Genomic DNA, 22,522 nt, shown 5'->3' with positions numbered 1-22,522 from the left:
TACGCTGTCAGGTTTCAACATAAGGAAGGCTCACTAGCCACTGCAACCTGAAAACTTTTTAATTAGCTACTTCTGACAGGAATTTGATACGCATTAGCCGCAGATCCTGTTCAGTAAAATCGTCACCTCCAAACTCACGCATGGCAATAGCGATATTATCGCTTTCGGCATTCATGAAGTAATCATATATCTCATCCTGCCGATCCTCATCCATGACCTGATTAATATAATAATCGAGGTTAAGTCGAGTGCCCGAATAACATATATGCTCAATTTCTTCCATTAGCTCCTCCATCGAAAGCGACTTGGATTCGGCAATTTCATCCAGATCAACCTTGCGATCAATCTGTTGAATAATGTAAATCTTTACCTTCGATTTATTGACCGTCGATTTGATAACAACATCTTTCGCTGTTTCTATCTCGTTATCTTCAACGTATTTGGTAATCAGATCAATAAACGGTTTGCCAAATTTCTGCACTTTCCCCATCCCGACGCCATTGATTTGGGCCATCTCTTCACGGGTGGTTGGGTAGGTCGTAGCCATTTCTTCCATTGAAGGGTCCTGGAAAATGACATACGGCGGCAGATTCTTCTCTTTGGCAATTTTCTTCCGTAACGCCTTCAATAAGCCTAACAGCTCTTCGTCATGAGCTCCCCCACCTGACGCAGGTGCAGCATCTTTATCCTCATCCTCTTTCTGGTCGATAACCATCTGCTCATAGTCATGGTCTTTCGACAGACTAACTGGATAAGGATCCTCAATGTAGTTTAATCCACGTTGCGTAAGCTTTAAGATGCCATAATTATCGACATCTTTTTCGATATAACCATAAATAGTAATCTGCTTTAACAGCGAACACCAAAACTCCGGGCTTTCATTGAACTCACGACCCTTGCCGTACACTTCCAGCCGATTGTGTTCGTAGCTTGTTACGTACTGATTATCATTGGCGGTCAATACGTCGCTTAAGTGCGCTACGTCGAAACGTTGATCGGTTTGCAGAACCGCCTGCAAAGCAAGAACGATTTCATTCTGAACCTTGAATTTCGCCGTTGGTTTCATGCAGTTATCACAGTAACCGCAATCTTTATCCAGATACTCGCCAAAATAGCCTAGTAACTGACGACGACGACAAACGCCCAAAGTCGAATAAGAAACCATTTCGTGCAGCAAATGCTTGGCATTATCGCGTTCCGTTACTGGTTTATCTTTATTGAACTTCTCTAGTTTAACAATGTCGTCATAACTGTAAAACATGACGCAATTGCCTTCCAGTCCATCGCGGCCGGCCCGGCCCGTTTCCTGATAATAACCTTCTAGTGATTTAGGAGCATCGTAGTGGATTACAAACCGAACATCTGGCTTATCGATGCCCATGCCAAATGCAATCGTAGCACATACTACGTCTACATCCTCATTGAGAAAGGCATCCTGATTAGCCATCCGTGTTTGCGGATCTAAACCAGCGTGATAGGGTAATGCTTTTACGTCATTAACATTTAGCAACTCAGCTATTTCCTCAACCGTTTTCCGACTTAGGCAATAGATGATACCAGATTTACCTTTATTTTGCTTAACGTACTTAATAAGCTGCTTTTTGGCATCAACCTTTGGCTTTATTTCGTAATAAAGGTTTTTGCGGTTGAAAGACGTTTTGTAGAGATTAGCATCCTCCATTTGCAGGTTTTTCTGAATATCCTGCTGCACTTTAGGAGTAGCCGTTGCGGTTAGAGCGATTACGGGCAAATTGCCAATATTGTCGACAATGCCACGGATTTTCCGATACTCAGGCCGGAAGTCATGACCCCACTCGGATATACAGTGAGCCTCATCAATAGCAACAAATGAAATATTGGCCTTCTTCAAAAAGTCCAAATTCTCTTCTTTAGTAAGAGACTCTGGCGCAATATATAATAGCTTAAGAGAGCTACTCAGTGTATCCTTCTTTACCTTGTTCATTTCCGTCTTCGACAGCGTCGAATTCAGAAACTGAGCGTTTATTCCAAACGCATTTAGTTGATCAACCTGATTCTTCATCAGAGCAATCAATGGTGAGATAACAATTGCCGTTCCGTCGCTGACAATTGCCGGTAACTGATAGCATAAAGACTTACCCGCCCCAGTAGGCATGATAACGAACGTGTTACGTCCAGCCAGAATGCTATGAATAATGGCTTCCTGATCTCCCCTGAACTGACTATACCCAAAAATCTCTTTTAGCCGCTCTTTGATGGTCTCATGGACCCTCTGATCAACCTGCATCATTCTACAAATCGTACAAAAGTTACTTTAACTCTATTTGCTTGACGTATCTTTGCTTTATAAAGTTAGCGAATATACACAGCAAACTATTCTTCATCGCGAAAACTGACATTGAAAGTATTAAAAAATTCCAAAACAATTGCTCAGGAGGTATTACTTGCCGAAGCAGAAGCTATTCGTAATGTAGTTGAGCTACTTGACGAGCAGTTTGACGCTATTGTTGAGACAATTCTGAAGTCAACTGGAAGGTTAGTTGTAACGGGCGTTGGCAAAAGCGCTCTTATTGGGCAGAAGATCGTAGCAACAATGAACTCGACTGGCACGCCGTCGTTGTTTATGCACGCTGCGGATGCCATACATGGCGACCTGGGTATGATTCAGGCCGACGATGTTATTCTCATTATTTCTAAAAGCGGTAATACTGCTGAAATAAAAGTGTTGTTGCCACTACTAAGGCGAACCAACATTAAACTTATTGCGCTCGTTAGTAATAAAGAGTCTTATTTAGCCCAAAATGCTGATTTCATCATTCATGCATTGGCTGAACAAGAGGCCGACCCGATGAATCTGGCCCCCACGACCAGTACAACTGTGGCGCTGGCACTGGGTGATGCCTTGGCCGTAAGTTTATTAGAAGCCCGTGGATTTACTCGTCATGATTTTGCACGCTATCATCCCGGTGGCTCTCTAGGCAAAAAGCTTTACCTGAAAGTTGGTGATATTTTTCCCCACAACCAGTGCCCTCAAGTTCAGTTAGAAGCCTCTTTAAAAGATGTAATTTTTGAAATTTCGTCTAAAAGGCTGGGCGCAACTGCCGTTGTCAATCAGAAAGGATTGTTAGCAGGAATTGTAACGGATGGCGATATTCGGCGTGTAGCCTATCAGCAAAATGACTTTTGGCAACTCCAGGCGTGTGATATAATGACGGCCTCTCCTGTATGTATTGACGCCGATGAATATGCAATGGGAGCCCTGCAATTGATGAGAGATCGAGACATATCCCAATTGATTGTAACAGAAAATGGCTACGTAAAGGGCTTTGTCCACCTCCACGATCTGTTGAAAGAAGGGCTCGTATAGGAATAACCCAATACTTTCAATGCCTTTTTAAGCAATAATAGCTTGAAAAGGCATTTTTGTTTAAATATCTATACCCAACTCTTAAACAAATTCTACACCCCACATTCCACACTATGTGGGAATTATTCCACAATTGATAAGACTTTGCTAGGTTCGCTTATTTCGTCTAAAATTATTTTTCAAAATAAAAACTACTGACTATCAGATATTTAATTTACAAAATCACAAAATTTCTTCTTTTTCTTGAAGGCTGGTTTTCTTTTTGTCTAATTGCTAGTCAAAACAGGTTCAACAAAAAACATCAGCTAACATGACTGCGCTCGAATTCACTCATCATATCGGAAAAGTGTCCAAATCGTTGCGCCCCTTCGCACTACGGCTCACGAAAGATGTTGAAGATGCTAACGACTTATTGCAAGATACGCTTTTGAAAGCTTTTACTAACCGCGACAAATACGCAGATGGTACGAACCTGAAGGCATGGTTATATACAATTATGAAGAACACATTCATTACTAACTATCAGCGAATGGTTCGGAAAAATACGTTTATTGATACAACAGACAATCTGCACTACATTAACTCTATGGAGAGCAGCACTGATAATCTGGCGTACTCATCCTTTGCCCAAGAAGATATTAACCGGGCCGTTAATGGCCTTGACGATACATATCGGACTCCTTTCATGATGCACTTCCGTGGCTTTAAATACCATGAGATTGCAGCCAAACTGGATATCCCAATCGGAACAGTGAAAAACCGCATTCACATTGCTAGAAAAGAGCTAAAAGATCAGCTAAAAGTGTACGCTCATTTCAACAGCTAAATTTTTTTTCGAATAAGGCGAGACTTTTGTGACCTAGCCTCGTCTTAACGACATTGATTGAGTAGTTTTTGGTTAAAAAAGAGGAAGGTTCGAAAAGTTGGGTGGATTTCCGCCCAACTTTTTTGTTTTCTGCCAATTGATAATCAGAAATTTACAGATTACAGATGGGATAATTAGTACTACGTAATTAAATTGGTTGCTACGTACCTGAAACAAAAAGGGCAATCAACCATTTACTTAGTTACCATATCACTCAATCAATTATTTGCTAATGCCCCAGCGCATTCTTGTTATAGGTGCCGGTTTTGCCGGATTAGCCGCAGCCACTAGTTTAGCCGATAAAGGCTACGATGTCACTATCCTCGAAAAAAATGATATGCCGGGCGGCCGGGCCAGAGTATTCAAAGCCGCGGGTTATACATTTGATATGGGGCCAAGCTGGTATTGGATGCCCGATGTTTTTGAAACCTATTTTGCCCGCTTTGGCAAAAAACCCTCCGATTACTATAAGCTAATCCGCCTTGATCCATCTTATACGGTCGTTTTTGGACCCAATGAGTCTATCGATCTCCCGGCAGGTATGGAAAACCTGGAACAGCTTTTTGAGCAAATTGAGCCAGGTATCACTCCCCGTTTAAGAGAGTTTTTAAAACAGGCCTCTTATAAATACGAGGTAGGCATCAATAAATTCGTCTGGAAGCCGAGTCGCTCCATTCGAGAATTTTTCAGCTTAAAGCTCCTCTACGACGTAACACGTTTAGACGTATTTCAATCATTTGCCAGCCATGCCCGTAAATTCTTTAAAAACCCCCGCCTGCTCGAAATTGTAGAATTTCCGATTTTATTCCTTGGCGCCACGCCTAGTAACACACCTGCTATGTATAGCTTAATGAACTATGCAGAAATGGTCATGGGAACGTGGTACCCTATGGGGGGAATGCATGAAATTGTCAAAGCAATGGTTAGCCTGGCAGAAGAAAAAGGCGTTAAACTTTTGCTAAATCAGACTGTAGAGAAGATTGATGTTACAAACGGCCATGCCAACCGTGTCATTACCGATAAAGGAATTTTTGAGACCGATATCGTTATAGCCGGAGCAGACTATAACCATGTAGAAACAAATCTGGTCGACGCAGTTAACCGTAATTACGATGATACGTATTGGAAAACTCGCGTTATGGCCCCTTCGTCTTTACTTTTTTATTTAGGCGTTAATAAACGAATTCCTCGCTTACAGCACCATAATCTATTCTTCGATGAGGACTTCTCGCTACATGCCCAGGAAATATATGAGACTCCTCGCTGGCCTACCAAACCTTTATTTTACGCTTCTGCTCCGTCGAAAACTGATCCTACTGTTGCGCCGGATGGCTGCGAAAACTTATTTTTATTAATTCCAGTAGCGCCTGATTTAACAGACAACGAACCAACACGTGAGTATTATTTTTCATTAATTATGGATCGACTGGAAGCTTACGTTGGTGAAGACATTAGAAATCATTTAGTTTACAAACGAAGCTACGCCCACAGCGATTTTAAGAACGATTACAACGCTTTCCGGGGAAATGCCTATGGTTTAGCCAATACACTTAAACAAACTGCTCTTTTGAAGCCATCTTTAAAAAACAAAAAAGTGAACAATCTGTTCTACACGGGTCAGCTGACAGTGCCAGGGCCAGGCGTCCCACCGTCGCTTATTTCCGGACTCGTTGTAGCCGATGAGGTTGCCAAAGAATTTTTATAATACACTAAATCCTCCTCCTTTTATCTTATGATGGCCCTATTTAATAAAACCGCACTGAAATGCAGTAAACTAATTACTGAGCATTACAGTACGTCGTTTACTTTAGGCATTAAGACGTTAGACCGTCGATTTCATATGCCAATTTATGCCATCTATGGGTTTGTTCGCTACGCTGATGAGATCGTGGACACCTTCCATGATTACGACAAAAAAACCTTGTTAGCTCGTTTCAAGCACGATACGTACCAAGCCATAGAAGAAGGGATAAGCCTCAACCCCGTTCTGCAATCCTTTCAGTTGGTTGTCAGGGAATACAAAATTGAACAGGATCTTATCGAATCTTTTCTGAAAAGTATGGAGATGGATCTTTACTTCCAGGATTATGACGACGATGGTTATAATGAATACATTTATGGCTCTGCAGAAGTAGTAGGCTTAATGTGTCTGCGTGTATTTTGCGAAGGCAATCGTTCTGAATTTGACAGACTTTGTGAACCCGCGCGAAAGCTCGGTTCAGCGTTTCAGAAAGTAAATTTCCTGCGGGATCTAAAAAGTGATTTTGTTGACCGGGGCCGAACTTATTTTCCCGGCGTTGATTTTAAAGAATTTGGCTGCGATGTTAAGCAATTGATTGAAGACGATATCCAGCGCGATTTCGATGACGCTTACAAGGGTATCATGGCATTACCTCAAGGAGCCAAACTGGGCGTCTATTTGGCCTATGCTTACTACCAGACTTTATTCAACAAAATTAAACAGCTGCCTGCTTCGCAGATTCAAAACGAACGAATTCGAGTACCAAACCCGCAGAAGTTTGCGCTCTTAGCTCAGACTTATCTGAAGTTTCGACTTAATGCCATTTAAGTCAATTCGCAGCGCGTCTACTAAGTTATAAACCAGCTATTATTCAGCCCTGCCTACCTTTTCGCTATCTTTGCTATGAATCATAAAGTTTCTGTCAATGGTAGCCGAAGCGAATTCTTCGCCAGAGGTGCTGGCGCCAACCCATGAGATCCGTTACGAAGCCGTAATCGGGCTTGAGGTTCACTGCCAGTTGCTAACTCAAAGCAAAATTTTTGCGGCCGATGCAAACGCATTTGGAGCCGATCCCAATACCAACATTAGCGTCATCACGCTTGGTCATCCAGGAACACTGCCCAAATTAAACCGCAAAGCCGTCGACTATGCTGTTCGCATGGGATTGGCGTGTGGAAGCGAGATAACTCGCCATAATGTATTTGCCCGCAAAAACTATTTTTATCCTGATCTGCCTAAAGGGTATCAACTCTCACAGGACAAAGGACCAATCTGCGTAGGCGGTGGCATTCAGGTGAAGGTCAAACATCCGGAAACAGGCGAAACATATCAAACTACGATCCAGCTTCACCATATTCACCTGGAAGAAGATGCGGGGAAATCAATCCATGATGGCGACGAATGGGCCACGCAACTAGACTACAACCGTGCTGGTACGCCCTTAATCGAAATGGTTACGGAGCCTTGTATTCGTACAGCTGAAGAAGCAGGGCAATATTTAACTGAAGTTCGTCGATTGGTACGTTATCTGGATATCTGCGACGGCAACATGGAAGAGGGCTCACTACGTTGCGATGTCAATGTTTCCATTCGCCCTATCGGTGCGACTAATTTAGGTACGAAAGTTGAGGTAAAAAACCTGAACTCCATTCGGAACGTAATGCGGGCTGTTGATAGTGAATTTAAAAGACAGGTAGACGTAATACAATCTGGTGGCAGTATCATTCAGGAAACTCGGACGTTCGACGCAGCAACGGGCCTGAGCTATGGCATGCGGGAAAAAGAAACCATGAACGACTACCGTTACTTTCCCGATCCTGACCTGACACCCGTTGTTATTTCCGACGAATGGCTGGCTGACATTCAGGCTCAGATGCCTATGCTTCCGGCCGAACGTTACCTGAAGTTTACTACGTATTACAATTTGCCGGATTACGATGCGGCTTTTTTAACTGATGCGCGGGAACTGGCAGATTATTATGAATCGGTTTGCACCCATACAAGCAACTATAAAGCTGCCTCTAACTGGATTATGGGCCCTGTGAAGGGACACCTTAACGAAAAAACGCTACGTGAACGGCAGTTTCCGGTTTCGGCGGAACGGTTAGCAGCTCTCATCGCTCTTATCGACGATGGCACGGTAAGCCAGACCGCAGCCCAGCAAGTCTTTACATTAATGGTTTCTCAACCCAACGTAACGCCTGCTGATTTAGCAAAAGATAACGGCTTAATACAGAATCGCAATACCGACGCCTTACAATCGTTGGTAGAAGAAGTGCTGGCAGCCTGGCCCGATAAAGTAGCGCAATACCAAAAAGGCAAAAAGAATCTGCTGGGTATGTTTGTCGGTGAAGTCATGAAGAAATCGAAAGGCTCAGCCGATCCTAAATTGGTCAATGAATTAGTAACGAAGACTTTACAAAAAATATGAAAAACCTGTTTTTTAGCGTAGCTGGTTTTCTGGTTCTGGGTTTTGCGGCCAATGCCCAAACCGCAAAGCCTTTTACCGTAAAGGGCAAAGTCAACAATGCAGCACCCGGTAGCTATGTTTATCTGGAAGCCAATGCACAACCGACACGCAAGCTGGATTCCGTTAAGGTAGGTGCCGACCGTACATTCACGCTAAACGGAAAAGTTGCCGACGGTGGCGAAGTTATGGTTTTGAATGTTGGCGGTGGACAAAAACTGGCCCTGCTTGTTGAAGGCGGTGAGACGCTTAACGTAACTGCCGATGGCTATCGCATGGATGCCAAAACTGGTCAGCAAGGTAAGTCGACCGTAACGGGTTCCAAAAACATGGAATACTACGACAAGCTGATGGCGCTACGTACTGATATGGAAACTCGTGTTTCTAACTGGAACAAACAAGTTGCGGCCGCCACTGAAAAGAAAGATAACAAGCGGATCGCTCAAATTGAACAGGATTATCAGAATGCCGAGCAGGAAGTTGTCAATAAGGTGAAGGCGATGCTTCCAGATATGGGAACTTCGTTGGTATCGTTGTTCGCGCTGAATTTTATTAACATAGATAGCGATTTCGCTACGTATGATGCTTTGGCACAACGTTTTGAGAAAGAAAACCCAAACAGCCCCCACGCTAAAGCATTGATCGGTCGTGTTGCCCGAATAAAAGGCGTAATGGTTGGTGCGCAGGCTCCCGAAATTGCTCTTAACGACACAACGGGTACGCCCGTTCCTCTGTCGTCGCTACGTGGTAAATACGTCCTGCTCGATTTTTGGGCTTCCTGGTGCGGCCCCTGCCGAATGGAGAACCCCAACGTAGTACGTATGTATAATAAGTACAAAGACAAGGGTTTTGCTATTTACAGCGTTTCCCTTGATCAGACCAAAGGAAACTGGACAAAAGCTATTCGTAATGATAACCTAACCTGGACCCACGTTTCTGATTTAAAATTCTGGCAATCGGCAGCCGCTCAGCAATACGGTGTTCAGGCAATTCCCGCTACGTTCCTATTGGATAAGGAAGGAAAAATTATTGCCAAGAACCTGCGTGGAGAAGCACTGGAGCAGAAACTTGAGGAAATCCTGAAAGGCGGCCAATAGAGTTAGTGACAAGATCTATTAGTTTTGCAGAGCCGGGCCTAAAAGCCTGGCTCTTTTCTTTACTGATAGAGTAAAGAAAAACCACGCTTCATCCTATTTCTTAACGTGCACATTCATTTCCTGAAAAGATGAAAATTGCTATTGTTGGTTGTGGCAACATGGGTATGGCATTTGCCAAATCGTTTCTACAATACGATCTGGTAAAAAAAGACGATCTGTTATTGATCGAAAAAAGTATCGATCGGTCAGAAACACTAAAAACTGAAAAAACAGGCGTTGTTGTCGATACGATTGGGCCGAGAGTTGGTGAGTCAGATCTGATTATTTTGTCGGTCAAACCGCAGGATTTCAACAGCGTATTCGAATCGTTACGTGATGTTATCCAGCCCAACCAGATTATACTATCCATTATGGCTGGAATTCCTATTAGCCAAATTCAGGAAAAACTAAATCACCCACTTGTTGTACGGGCAATGCCTAATACGCCTGCTATGCTAGGTATGGGGATTACGGGTTTTACAGCGGCTAAAGAAGTGGATTTAGCCAATCTGCGTCGAGTTGAAAACCTAATTAATGCTACAGGAAGGTCTATTTTTCTGGATGATGAATCGATGCTTGACGCTGTAACCGCCCTGAGCGGTAGCGGGCCAGCTTATTTTTACTACGTAGTAAAAGCCATGGTCGAAGCAGGCCGCCAGATGGGGTTTGATGATGCCGTTTCTGCACTCTTAGTTAAACAAACAATGCTTGGCGCTTATCACCTCATCAATAACGCCGATAAATCGCTGGATGATCTTATCAAAGCAGTGGCTTCTAAGGGCGGAACAACTGAAGCTGCTTTGCGGGAATTTGAATCTGGTTCTCTAAGCGATACGTTGATTGCGGGAATCAAGGCTGCTCAAACACGCGCTACCGAGTTATCGAAAGGTTAATCAAATCCTAGCCCCCACAATAAAGCCCTATACAAACTCTATGTATAGGGCTTTTCTATGAGGACAAATTCCCCGAAAGTTATATTCCCGTATAACTGAACGGAGTAATTGCTTTCAACTCTTTTTTAACTGAATCTGATACGTTCAGCTCGTCAATAAACGTCTGAATCGTATCAGACGTAATTTTCTGATTCGTACGTGTCAGTGCTTTCAATGCCTCGTAAGGCTGAGGATAGCCTTCGCGCCGAAGAATAGTCTGAATACCTTCGGCCACAACTGCCCAGTTATCTTCTAAATCGGCGTCAATGGCTGCCCGATTCAATTCCAGCTTATCTAACCCTTTAAGGAGCGATTTAAGCGCAATAACCGAATGGCCGAAAGGCACCCCAAGGCTTCTTAACACCGTCGAGTCAGTCAAGTCACGCTGAAGGCGAGAAATGGGTAATTTACTAGACAGGTGCTCGAATATTGCATTCGCAATACCCAGATTACCTTCCGAATTCTCAAAGTCGATTGGATTAACTTTATGGGGCATGGCCGATGATCCTACTTCGCCTTCTTTTAATCGTTGTTTGAAGTAGTTCATGGATACGTAGGTCCAGATATCACGATCGAGATCGATCAAAATGGTGTTGAGTCGCTTAAACGCGTCGAACGTAGCGGCCAACATATCGTAATGCTCAATCTGGGTCGTAAACTGACTACGTACCAACCCTAAGCTTTCAACGAACTTATTCCCAAACGTTTTCCAGTCTTCGGTGGGGTATGCCACAAAATGAGCGTTGAAGTTACCAGTTGCCCCACCAAATTTGGCAGCGCTTGGTAACTCCGACAAGAGAAAAAGCTGTTTTTCAATACGTTCAACAAAAACCATCAACTCTTTTCCCAGGCGAGTCGGCGAAGCAGGCTGCCCGTGCGTTTTGGCTAGCATCGGAATATCTTTCCATTGTTCTGCTAACTGCTGCAATCGAACGTATACCTGCTGGTATAACGGGGTAATTTCTGTAGTAAGCGCTTCATCCAGCAATAAGGGAATTGCCGTATTATTAATATCCTGTGATGTCAAGCCGAAATGAACAAACTCCAGATAAGGTTCAACGGGCGATCCTTTTAGTTTCTCCTTAATGAAATATTCAACAGCCTTCACATCATGATTGGTTGTTTTCTCTATTTCCTTGATACGTAGCGCGTCTGCTTCACTGAAGTTTTCGTAGAGTCCTCGTAGAGAAGGGAATTGTGATGGCTCAACGCCTGAAAGCTGTGGAATAGGCCACTCGCATAAGGCGATAAAGTATTCTATTTCGATACGAACCCGGTAATGAATCAAACCGAATTCTGAAAAATAAGGAGCTAAACTGTCAACCTGACGTCGATAACGGCCGTCAACGGGCGATATTGCCGTTAATGCTGATAAATCCATAGGGTAAGTTAAAAAACAAAGGTAAAGTAAACAGTCCATAACAAGGCTTGTTTACTTTACCATTAGCAATTCTTTATGAATGATTCAGATCGTGTTCTGATAAATCAGAAAGGATTCAGATACAAGCCAATTCCCAGCCAGGCTGTTTGCTGGTTTTCGTATTGGCTATAAGGTCTAAAGCCAGAATAACCTTCTAATAAAAAGGTCAGGTTATTTTGAGTCCGGCCCAATTCAAAACCAACACCAGCATGAATACCTGGTCGGAAATTGGTTTGCTGCCAGAATTTAATATCTACCCCACCCACCAGACGAGTTGCCTTTTCGGACGGCTTCTTGTAAAAAGCACCTAATTGTGCACTCAACAATTTTCGTTCTTCAGCCTTTCTTAAGGTAATACCAGCTCCACCATACAAACGCCAATTGTTTACGTTACGACTGTAGGTTGCATCCAGTTGCTCATAATTGACCGAGTTAGGCGTAGGAGCCGTTATTTGATTTCTATAGATATAATCGTCGCCTAAGTGCGATGAAATATGATAGACTCGAAAACGATAGTTGTTTAAGCCCCGGCGAACGTTGTAAATAATACTGATCTTGTAATCGGTATTCATAATTTGCCGACGGGCCTTATTGAGCTTATCGTCATGAAATGCTTCAAATTGTGTATAAGAAGCCAGATCAAGCACCCACTCTTCGGCGCGACCAGGCTCTGTAGTACGCCGATAAAATGGTTTGGCGAACCCAAATGCGAAGGGAACAATACTTCCCTTATATTTTTCTCCTTCCGTATAATATAATGGCAATACACTCCCATACGTTTGCGCTTCGAGCGGATCCAGCACGATAGGGTCAAACAAATGGCCTTTGGGCAGAAATTCCCGCTTTGGCCTTGCCATTGTTGGCTCGCTAGTGACTGAAACACTGGCAGCTGAGTCAACCGTTTGAACCTTTGGTATGCGTTCACGCTTTGGTTTCGGTGCTTTTTCAACACGTTTTGGGGCATCAACAGGCGTAGGTTCCGTAGCGGGTTTCGTTACGGGCGTAGGCTCTGTTTCTACGGTTTTGGCGGGAGGAGTCGGCTCAGGGACAACCTCCTTCTTACGCTTCTGTTTTTTCTCTTTGGGCGTAGATTCTGCAGCAGGTGTTGTTACAGGCGGGGACACTTTTTCGGGCACTGGTGTTGGTGCCGGCGTTACTGGAGTGGTCGAACTCTTTCCTGCTTCTTTGTCCTGTTGCTGGCGCTCTTTTTCGGCTTTTTTAGCCTGACGCTGGCGCTCTTTTTCAGCTTGTTTAGCTTCATACTCCCGCTGTTTCTGCGCCCACTCGGCTCTTATCTGACGCTCGCGCTGAACTTCTCGCTCTATTTTCTCCTTCTGCCGCTGTTCTGCTGGCGTTAATGTTCGGGAAGCCGGAGCAGTTGTTTTAGAAGGCGTTTGTTGGGCTAAAGCCAATGTCCCTACCTGAATACCTAGTAGGATAACCAGTAGCAATTTCTTCATAGAATAGGAACAAGTTTTCATTCAGTAGCGCAATGTTGATGGATTGCGCCACTGAATGAAACAGCATTTGATTAACGTTTAAGTTGTGCGTAATTTTTGTAGAAGTAAGGAATAGTCTCTATTCCCTTATAGAAATTAAATAAGCCATAACTCTCGTTGGGTGAGTGTAAGGCATCGCTATCTAAGCCAAACCCCATCAGAATAGACTTTACGCCAAGCTCTTGCTCAAACAAGGCTACGATCGGAATACTGCCGCCCCCGCGCGTCGGAATTGGCTTTTTCCCCCAGGCATCTTCAAACGCTTTGCTTGCCGCTTCAAATTCAACCGAATCTACCGGTGTAACGTAAGGCAATCCACCATGATGTGGCGTTACTTTAACCGTTACGCCAGCAGGCGCAATTGACGTAAAATGCTTCGTAAATAATGTCGTAATTTCATCAGGAGTCTGATTAGGAACCAGACGCATGCTGATTTTTGCAAAAGCTTTTGACGGTAATACGGTTTTAGCTCCTTCGCCTGTATACCCTCCCCAAATGCCATTGGCATCGAGCGTTGGCCGGATTGATGTTCGCTCGTTGGTTGAATAACCTGTTTCCCCGGCAACGTCATTGATGGCCAGGTCCTGCTTATACTCCTCCAGACTAAAAGGGGCCTTGGCAAGTTCTGCACGCTCGTCGTCATTCAGTTCTACTACGTTGTCGTAAAACCCAGGGATTGTAATGTGCCCATTATCATCATGCAATGAAGCAATCATCTTGGCCAATACATTAATCGGGTTCGCTACCGCACCGCCATAGACGCCAGAATGCAGATCGCGATTGGCTCCGGTAACCTCAACTTCTACGTAAGAAAGGCCTCTAAGACCGATTTCCAGCGAAGGTGTTTCATTCGAAATGATACTGGTATCTGAAATCAGGATTACATCTGCTTTCAGCATATCGCGATGTTCGGCCACAAATGTACCCAGATGATCAGAGCCGACTTCTTCTTCGCCTTCGATCATGACTTTCACATTACAGGGTAGCCCATCTGTTGCCATCATTGTCTCGATAGCCTTTATGTGCATATAAAACTGCCCCTTGTCATCGCAGGCACCACGAGCATAAATTCGTTCGTTACGTATCGTTGGCTCAAAAGGTGGCGTGTGCCAGAGTTCGTAAGGATCAGCAGGCTGTACATCGTAATGGCCATATACCAATACCGTTGGTTTGTTTGGGTCTACGATTTTCTCCGCATAAACCACCGGATGTCCTGGTGTCTCATATAAACTTGCCTTATCCAGACCAGCAGCCGCCAATTTCTCCTTTACAAACTCAGCCGCCCGGCGAACATCATCCTTAAATTTTGAATCTGCCGATACGGATGGGATACGTAATAAGGCTAATAGCTCGTCTAAAAAGCGCTCTTTGTTACTTTCAAGGTAATTAGTCATAGCGAATAGAAGTGTATAACTGTTACGGTGTTTTTCACTCACCGGTGGGTTTACACATAAAAAATTTCGCCCCGAAGGTACGCAGATTTTACGCAACGTCGGGGCGAAATATAGGTTACAAAATAGGTTTCTTATTCTCCGCGCTTTTTACGCAGACGAATCAAAATTGTGCGATTTTCCTGACCTCGCATTAATCGTCCAATATTTTTCTGGTGTGTAAAAACAACCATCAAAAAAACAACAAAGCCAAAGACAATTAATAACGGGCTCTCTTTTTGGCCAAAGACCTGCAATAGCAATAAGATAGGGAAAGCTAACGCAGCCAGAATAGAGCCAAGCGAAACGTATTGAGATGCAATAACAACCAGTAGAAATATACCAATACACACCAAGGCCATTTCAGGATGAATGGCTAACACCATTCCTAATAAGGATGCGACGCCTTTCCCGCCTTTGAAATCAGCAAAAATTGGATACAGGTGCCCAATTACGGCTACCAGCCCAAACACGATTTCGAAGGTCATAATCTCCGTTTGCGTAATAATATCGAGATACCAGAGCAGATTGGCCATGATGGCTGCCGTATAGCCCTTCAGGACATCGACCAGCATTACTATAGTACCGGCGCGTTTGCCTAGTACTCTGAATGTGTTTGTTGCACCGGCATTCCCACTGCCATGTTGCCGAATATCAATTCCAAAAAAACCTTGTCCATACCAAACAGCCGTTGGAATGGAACCAAGCAAATACGCTACTATTGTGGTAATACTAATTAGTAAGACGTTCATTAACGCAAATTTAGTAAACGGTTATTAGCAAAGCGGACTAGCTACCAGAGTTACTCGGCGGGAGAAAAGAATGTGACCTCAAAATTAGGTTATTGTTACGGAATCAACAACTCTATATATTTTACAACAAAGTATTGGCTCAATTAATTGCTAAACGGCCCTATTTCCCACCAACTACTACTTCCTGCAAACTGCTTTCGGCCAGATACTGTTTGGCAATTGCACTGATATCGTCGGACGTAACGGCTCGCAGGCGCTCAATATAACTAGTTAGAAAGTCAGCAGACATGCCGTCCAGCAAAACCACCTTATATCTGTCCGCAATTTCAAATGGGGTATTTAGCGAGCCCACAAATTCGCCAGCCATAAAATTTTTCACTGTTTCCAATTCATCCTGTGGCACAGGCTCATGCTGAAGAATACGGATCTCTTTATGAATTTCGTCGAGCGTTTGCTGTGTATTTTCTTTATTGACGTCGGTTCCGATCAGGAAATAACCATCTCGTCGAAATGAAGGCATATTAGAGGATATACCGTACGTAAAACCTTTTTCTTCCCGAATGTTTTTCATGAGCCGGGAACCAAAATAGCCGCCCAGAATCTCATTTGTCACAAGCATTTTGAAAAAATCAGGATGAGATCTCGTAAACAATCGGCGCCCCAGACGTATTGAAGACTGAATGCTGTCCGGCTTTTCCAACAACGTTGGCAAACTATCGGCTACATTACTTTCTGTTCCTACGATTGGCAGTGTATCCATGAGAACCGGGCGCTGACCCAACTCTCGATTGATCATGATTACTTCATTCTCTGAAGCCGCTCCCGCCAGTAGCAATTGAAAAGGTCGCTCCCGAATAACTCGCTCATAAAACTCAACAATACGTTCTCTGGTGAGCTGCTCTATAACTTCGGGTCGCTGACTACGTCCATAGGGGTGGTTTGGGCCAAATAACTTTTCTCGAAACAGAACGCCCGCCAGATAAGCATTTTTCTCATAATTGACGCGTAAGTTCTGCAACGTAATATTCCGTAAATCATCCAGCTCTTTTTCGGGGAATGTCGGCTCTGTTAGTAGTTCCCGTAGAACAGGCAGTACGTTTGGCAAAAATTTAGTCAAACAATACACAACTATACTGGCCCGATCAGGTCCGCTATTCAATTCCAGAAAAGCACCGAATCGATCAAATGATTCGCTGATCTGGGCAGATGAACGACTGGCAGTTCCCTCTGCCAGCATTTTAAACGCGAAGAACGACGTACCAGGACTTTGCTCATACCACGTTCCCGCTTCAAATATGCATTCGATACGTAGCACGGGTTGTTGAGGTACAGCTATTAAATGAAGCGGAATTCCGTTATCTAAAGTAAATGTCTGAACTTGTGGTAGGCGTACTTCCTGAATTGTTTGAAAGGCAGGAGATTGGGTTCTGTCAAGCACCATGGGATTATTATATAAAGAAAATGGCATCTCAGCCCGAAATGCCATTTCTTGTTTATGGTTTATATATATCGGTTATTCCAAATCTTCGTTTGCTGAGTCGTCGTCTGAACCAACAGGATTTGACCCATTGAAATTCAGCAGTAACGAAATACGGAACGTATTGGCCAGTGCATTACCCTGTTTAACAGGCAATAAGTAGGAGAAATCTACACCGAATCGATCCTGCAAGCGTAAACCAATACCCGTTGTAAAGTATTTACGACCGCCTTTTGTGTTTGATTCACCAAAATAGCCAGCCCGGACCGCAAATTGATTATTATACCAGTATTCAACGCCTGTAGAGATTGTAAACTCTTTAAGTTCTTCACTGAAACCACCTGGTGCATCAGCAAATGAGCCAAAAACAGCACTGAAGTAGCCCCGATCTGGATCTTTACCTCTGGCGATTTGATATTTTGTAGGATTACTTCCCGCAATCGGAATCAGATTACCATTAGCATCACGAGCATATTCTGGTGGCGTAGGAACCATCAGTTTGTTTACATCAGCTATGATATTGAATTTGTTATACTGATCGGCGTAATACGTAAAAGCAGTACCTAAACGTAGATTTGTTGAAATGTATGACTGCTGCGTCCCACCGTAGCTAATTCGGCCGCCAAGGTTCGAAATCATACCGCCAAATGCCCAGCCAATACCTTTTCCAGTGGCATTATCGCGGGCTTCATTCCGATAAAATGCGCTGATATCTGCGGCTGCCGTACCACCAGGTTTCAAACCAACATTGGCAGCCCCGGCAGCCAGGTTTGAGTTGAGGTATTTCAGATCGACGCCCAGCGAAAAGTTTTGTGACAGACGCTGTGAAAACGACGCCGTGATCGCATATTCTCGCGAGTTAAATGTTCCAGCGGCCACACCGGCTGCCGTCGTGAAATTAACCGTCCCCAGATCAAAGTACATTAACGAACCACCAATCACGGAGTTTTTACCGATTTTAGAGTAGCCCGCCAAATAAGTATAGTACATATCACCAATCAATTGCCGGAGCCAGGGCGTGTATGAAATAGTAGCCCCTTTATCCTGCTTGGCAAAGACCAACTTCGACGGGTTCCAGAAAAGAGCATTTGCATCAGGATCGCCAAGAGCAACTCCAGCCTCTCCCAACGCTCCTGAACGTGCATCCGGAGTGAAGTTCAGAAATGGCACTGCCGATGTTGGAATACCAAGATTAGCTCCTGATAACGTAGATTGGGCGAAAATGACAGAAGGAAAAAAACTACAGGCAGCGAAAAGAAAACGGGAGAAATTGCGCTTCATACAAAGTGTGTTGGTCAACAACAGCGACTGGTTGTGGTGAATAGGACAGCCCTGAACGGTCAAAATTACAACGATTCGTTGGATTAGAAAAAAGGGTATACTTTACCCTTCGTCATTTCAACAAAACTAATCGACCACTTCCATCGGCAACCGATCCATCAGCCGTTGATTGAATGTGTAATCTATAGATATATATTCCATTTGGTAGGTTCTGCCCATTATCGGCCAGTCCATTCCATGAGCCTACTTCAAGCGTAGTTGAGCAGTTATTACATTGCCCATGCTGTTGGCTGAATAGACGACCATTTAGATCAAAAATCTGTAATGTCCAGTCAAGAGCTTCACCAGAACGATTGTGTTCTGCTGCGATCTTCGCTTCGGAAGTAATCGGATTTGGATAGGCCTGCACTACGTTGAGCAGCAAGCCTGGCCTACTCGAAACTATTATGCTCAACGTGCCCTCTGTTGAATTATTGTTAATATCCCACGCTTTTGCCTTAACGGTATACTGACCGGGCGCAACCCCCGAAAAAGTATACACAGCCTCTCCCTGACGCCCGTTACTATCGGTAGCCACATACGTATCGTTTAGTATCACAGGCGATTGATTACCCAACTGCGCGGTTAATTCATGGCCCAGTCCCGAACGGGCAATATTAATCCCCTGATTGTCGGACACATGAACACGTAACGTAACATTTGGGCCGGCCACCCGTACTTGTTCACCTTGTTTCATTCCTCCATCCACGGACAATTGCATAAGAGGTGGTTCTGTATCAAGGTTATCAGTTACTAAACTTCCGCCAACTCGCAGACTATCGTAACTACCGAGGGCATCCAATAAGCTATCAGCCCGAACGGCATACATGTACACTTTTGCCCGCCCTACTGGATAAGCAATATCTTTAGGCATTACAAACCGTACTGTAAACTGTCCGTTCCTGACAGTTACCTGCCCAGAAAACAACGTACTGGTATATGCCTGATAGCTCATTTTAGCGCTTTCCGTCCCCAGTGTCGTCTGAGTGGTGGCCTTATCGTATAGCGTTAATCGAAGTAAGCCAGAAAAATTATTTAGTTGCTGTTCGCCAGCCCGAATTTCACCCGAAAGCTCTACCGCCTGCAAAGCTCGTAATGTATCTAAGCGGCCATTCGAAGCCGGTTGACCATTTATCCGAGTCAACACCGCTTTCGCCTTAGGATACGCCAAATGCATGGAAGGGTCGCCTAGTAGAGCAAAATTCCGGTTAACGGGGCCAACTAGGCTTGCATTTTTAGTAAGCCGAATAACATCGCCTAATCTTGGCATTTGTTTGTCGATGGGGGTAAAAACAGCCTTATAAAACGATGAATTCAAGACTAGATTCGTATTTGCATAAACAGGTCGGGTCGTTGTCAGCAAGCCAATCGCCCCCCCCTGCCGACTTAGCAACGTTAATTCAGCACCCGAGTTTGTGGTTGGGTCATCGTATCGACCAAACTGGCAGGTCGCTGTTACGAACAAGGGTAGTCTGTGATTCTTCCAGGAAAATATATCCTGAAGCGTAACAATTTGCTCATCAGCCAGCGTTTCTACTCCTCCATGACCGCTATAGTTAATAATTAAACGTCCATCGTCCATTGCTCTGTTAATCATCTGATTGACAATAGGCGATTTTTGTCCATTGGCAGTTATTTCCTGCGGGTAAGCATCTAAAAAAACGCGCTCAGGTCGATAGGCAGGAGCCGTAGTTTCTACAATTGTTGCTAATTCATTGGCATCGCTCTGATGTATATTAAAATCGCCATCATCACCTACCAACATTACTCGTGTTTGCCAATCGCCCGCCAATGCTGGATCAGAACTGTAGCGAATTAGTTTATCGACGATTGTTTTAGCTTCGTCTGTACTCTTGACAGGCAATCGACCAATGCCAATATTCATTTTATAGTCTCCATCACGTGTTTCTGGCCATTCACCAGCTTGTTCATCCATAAACCCATAGTAATCATCGGATGAATAACTTAGCACCGGATGTAAAGACTCATAACTCTCATAAACAGGTATGGTATTGGCAAGTTGGGATGCGCTTAACAGGTTACTTATATTCCGATAATCAAAGGTAGCATCGCCCATCAGCAACAAGTAACGCAGTTTACCTGGCTCTTTCTTGTAAAAATAGCGGGCAGCATCCCGTATGGCCGTAGGGTCTGGTATCCCCGATCCAAATTCGTTATAGACCTCCTGAGTTGTCACAACCTGAACTGATAGCTGATCATGTTCACGTCTGAAAGTGGCCAGGCGTTCGGCCTGAGTACGCCAAGCTGGAGCCGTAACAATCAGCAAGTTAGGCGTGGTTAAACTATGTACGTTCTGATTCGAAATCAGGGCTAATGATAACGGGGACTTTAGCTGATTATCCGTAAATAAAAAATAGTCGGCATGCTTTTGACTACCCCAACGTGCTATCTGGTCAGCAGACAGCGAATAGAGCTGATTAACTGGCGCATAAGCGTTTGAAACGTCCCAAATACGCAGGCCCGACGTAGCTTGTTTGAGAGCCAACTGCCCGGCTCCCATACGACGTGCCCATACTGGCTGATCATACTGCCGAAGTTCGCGCTGAAACTCAACACCGATGTAATTTAAATAACCTTGTGCCGACGATTGTCCCCTTTTCTGAAATGTTGCCAGTACACGTAACGAATTGGCAACATTTGTGGATTTTACTAAAAAGGTATCGGTCCGCATTGCGCCCTGATAATCGTATTCCGCTCCTGAAATACTCGATATTGGCAACGAACCAGCGAATTGACCATTTACCTGTAGTGTAAACTGAGTTGGAGACCTTGCCCCAGCCATTGCCGATCCAATTAACCGAATAGGCGTATTAGCCACTAATCCTGCCCCGTCGAAATCAATATCTCTGATTGTATCAGCCGTCATGTACTCCCCAAACCACTCTCTACCCGAACGCACGGCTGGCAATTTTAATAGATCCTGTTCATGAAACTGATAATCCAGAAACGTAGTAGTAGCGGTTGCAGACATAACACCAGCCGCTCGCTCTGTAATTCGTAATCCAGGACTTGTACCAATAGTTAGAAAGTAATACGTAGTGTCTGAATAGGGATTGACAGTATGTTTAAAACGTTGATTTATGGAATCGTACCGTATCACATGCGGACTTTCGCCGAAAAGCAGTATGGCATCGCCCGGATCAAATCGGCCATCCTCCTCGCCCAGTACCTGAATAGCATTTTCTCTTAAATCTTCTGCTCTCGACAACGCATTAGCCTGAGGCAATACGGCACTCCCATTGCCGTAAAGACGTAACAGACGGGGGTCGGCAGTCGAGAAATTTGCGTTTAATTTCGATAGGGAAGCATAATCCAGCCGGTAAACTCCTGACTCTTTTATGCCTATTTTAACCCAGGTTCCATTACGCAGTACGGATGACGTAACGCTCTGAGCGCGTATAGTCAGCGTCAGTGAACTAAAAAAGATTAGGCATCCCAGAATTCGGCATGGATTAGTCACAGCTCTTCTGCACCCATGCATGAGCCAATATGGCATAAGATTTTCCCGATGACATTTCCTTACAAACGATACGCGTTCGACGTAACGTACCTCGGATAAATGTCTTTTTATCAAATTGAAACATTTCTCCTTCAATAACATCGCGAAGAAGTATTGCGTTACTATCTGTGTTTACTTTCCACAGTACATCGACTTTTCTTAATGCCGCCATCAAATCCGGATTGGCATATGTTGTTGCCGCTGGTTTAGTCATATAGCGCTGCAACGGTACTACTATTTCTTCAGGAAAAATCGGCTCTGCCAGCAATGGCTGCATAAGCCGCTGAAAAGCCGATTGCCAGGCTTTCCCGTGGGGCTGAATACGCTTTTTATAAGTACAGTTCACATCGGCATGAGCCACTTCATGCACATACGTAATTAAGAAAGCATAGGGATTAAGATCCTGATTTACGGTAATCTGCGTTTTCCCGGAAGGGAAAGCCCGAAAATCACCCAGCCGAGTTCGGCGCGGCTTCACAATGTGGAAATCGAAGTTGTAGGTTTCCCACAGTTGCCGACAATAATTTGATGCCCCCGCTGGGAAATATGTTGTAAAAACGTCTGTCAAAGTTAAAGCAACAAAAAAAGCCTTATAAAAATAAGGCTTTTTACATTCG

16 protein-coding genes are annotated in these 22,522 nt (G+C 44.2%); 7 read left to right on the top strand and 9 right to left on the bottom strand.

The genetic code is table 11. The features are described from left to right. Positions 1-58: 58 nt before the first annotated feature. The gene (gene recQ / locus GK108_RS00765) at positions 59-2,269 is read right to left on the bottom strand and encodes a DNA helicase RecQ (protein WP_163941336.1); all 2,211 of its coding nucleotides are present in this window, start codon (positions 2,267-2,269) and stop codon (positions 59-61) included. 108 nt (positions 2,270-2,377) lie between these two features. Here recQ and GK108_RS00760 point away from each other — a divergent pair, with 108 nt between their 5' ends. From GK108_RS00760 to proC, 7 genes are all read left to right on the top strand, one after another. Continuing rightward, a complete protein-coding gene (locus GK108_RS00760) occupies positions 2,378-3,346 on the top strand; it encodes a KpsF/GutQ family sugar-phosphate isomerase (protein WP_163941331.1) in 969 nt (322 codons plus the stop codon). Positions 3,347-3,656: 310 nt separating this feature from the next. Beyond that, on the top strand, positions 3,657-4,172 hold the full coding sequence (locus GK108_RS00755) for an RNA polymerase sigma factor (protein ID WP_163941328.1): 516 nt from the start codon (positions 3,657-3,659) through the stop codon (positions 4,170-4,172). Positions 4,173-4,443: 271 nt separating this feature from the next. Continuing rightward, on the top strand, positions 4,444-5,916 hold the full coding sequence (locus GK108_RS00750) for a phytoene desaturase family protein (RefSeq protein WP_163941326.1): 1,473 nt from the start codon (positions 4,444-4,446) through the stop codon (positions 5,914-5,916). A gap of 27 nt (positions 5,917-5,943) precedes the next feature. Beyond that, positions 5,944-6,780, top strand: a complete 837-nt coding sequence (locus GK108_RS00745) for a phytoene/squalene synthase family protein (protein ID WP_163941323.1) — start codon at positions 5,944-5,946, stop codon at positions 6,778-6,780. A gap of 97 nt (positions 6,781-6,877) precedes the next feature. Next, on the top strand, positions 6,878-8,383 hold the full coding sequence (gene gatB, locus GK108_RS00740) for an Asp-tRNA(Asn)/Glu-tRNA(Gln) amidotransferase subunit GatB (protein WP_163941320.1): 1,506 nt from the start codon (positions 6,878-6,880) through the stop codon (positions 8,381-8,383). Then, positions 8,380-9,516: a TlpA disulfide reductase family protein gene (locus tag GK108_RS00735; RefSeq protein ID WP_163941318.1), complete on the top strand. Its 1,137-nt coding sequence runs from the start codon at positions 8,380-8,382 to the stop codon at positions 9,514-9,516. Before gatB ends, GK108_RS00735 begins: the two co-directional genes overlap by 4 nt. Before the next feature lie 128 nt (positions 9,517-9,644). After that, complete coding sequence (proC, locus tag GK108_RS00730; RefSeq protein ID WP_163941315.1) at positions 9,645-10,448, top strand: pyrroline-5-carboxylate reductase; 804 nt, start codon at positions 9,645-9,647, stop codon at positions 10,446-10,448. A gap of 79 nt (positions 10,449-10,527) precedes the next feature. Here proC and purB read toward each other — a convergent pair whose 3' ends face one another. From purB to GK108_RS00690, 8 genes are all read right to left on the bottom strand, one after another. Further along, positions 10,528-11,868, bottom strand: a complete 1,341-nt coding sequence (gene purB, locus GK108_RS00725) for an adenylosuccinate lyase (RefSeq protein ID WP_163941312.1) — start codon at positions 11,866-11,868, stop codon at positions 10,528-10,530. A 104-nt stretch (positions 11,869-11,972) separates the two neighbouring features. Next, the gene (locus GK108_RS00720; protein ID WP_163941309.1) at positions 11,973-13,367 is read right to left on the bottom strand and encodes a DUF1207 domain-containing protein; all 1,395 of its coding nucleotides are present in this window, start codon (positions 13,365-13,367) and stop codon (positions 11,973-11,975) included. A gap of 71 nt (positions 13,368-13,438) precedes the next feature. Further along, positions 13,439-14,800 carry a dipeptidase gene (locus GK108_RS00715; protein WP_163941307.1) on the bottom strand — a complete coding sequence of 454 codons (1,362 nt, stop codon included), beginning with the start codon at positions 14,798-14,800 and terminating at the stop codon, positions 13,439-13,441. Positions 14,801-14,931: 131 nt separating this feature from the next. Then, complete coding sequence (gene plsY / locus GK108_RS00710; protein WP_163941303.1) at positions 14,932-15,588, bottom strand: glycerol-3-phosphate 1-O-acyltransferase PlsY; 657 nt, start codon at positions 15,586-15,588, stop codon at positions 14,932-14,934. Positions 15,589-15,748: 160 nt separating this feature from the next. Continuing rightward, positions 15,749-17,029 (bottom strand): M16 family metallopeptidase, encoded by a 1,281-nt coding sequence (locus GK108_RS00705; RefSeq protein ID WP_163943696.1) that lies wholly within the window; start codon positions 17,027-17,029, stop codon positions 15,749-15,751. A gap of 72 nt (positions 17,030-17,101) precedes the next feature. Then, positions 17,102-18,346 carry a type IX secretion system outer membrane channel protein PorV gene (porV, locus tag GK108_RS00700; protein ID WP_163941300.1) on the bottom strand — a complete coding sequence of 415 codons (1,245 nt, stop codon included), beginning with the start codon at positions 18,344-18,346 and terminating at the stop codon, positions 17,102-17,104. Between the two features lie 112 nt (positions 18,347-18,458). Beyond that, positions 18,459-21,866: a type IX secretion system sortase PorU gene (gene porU / locus GK108_RS00695; protein WP_317166466.1), complete on the bottom strand. Its 3,408-nt coding sequence runs from the start codon at positions 21,864-21,866 to the stop codon at positions 18,459-18,461. Continuing rightward, positions 21,859-22,473, bottom strand: a complete 615-nt coding sequence (locus GK108_RS00690; protein WP_163941294.1) for a SprT family zinc-dependent metalloprotease — start codon at positions 22,471-22,473, stop codon at positions 21,859-21,861. The genes porU and GK108_RS00690 overlap by 8 nt, the downstream gene beginning before the upstream one ends. Positions 22,474-22,522: the final 49 nt, after the last annotated feature.

Source organism: Spirosoma terrae, assembly GCF_010435915.1.
Lineage (GTDB): Bacteria > Bacteroidota > Bacteroidia > Cytophagales > Spirosomataceae > Spirosoma > Spirosoma terrae.
This window is presented reverse-complemented; position numbering and strand designations above follow the sequence as displayed.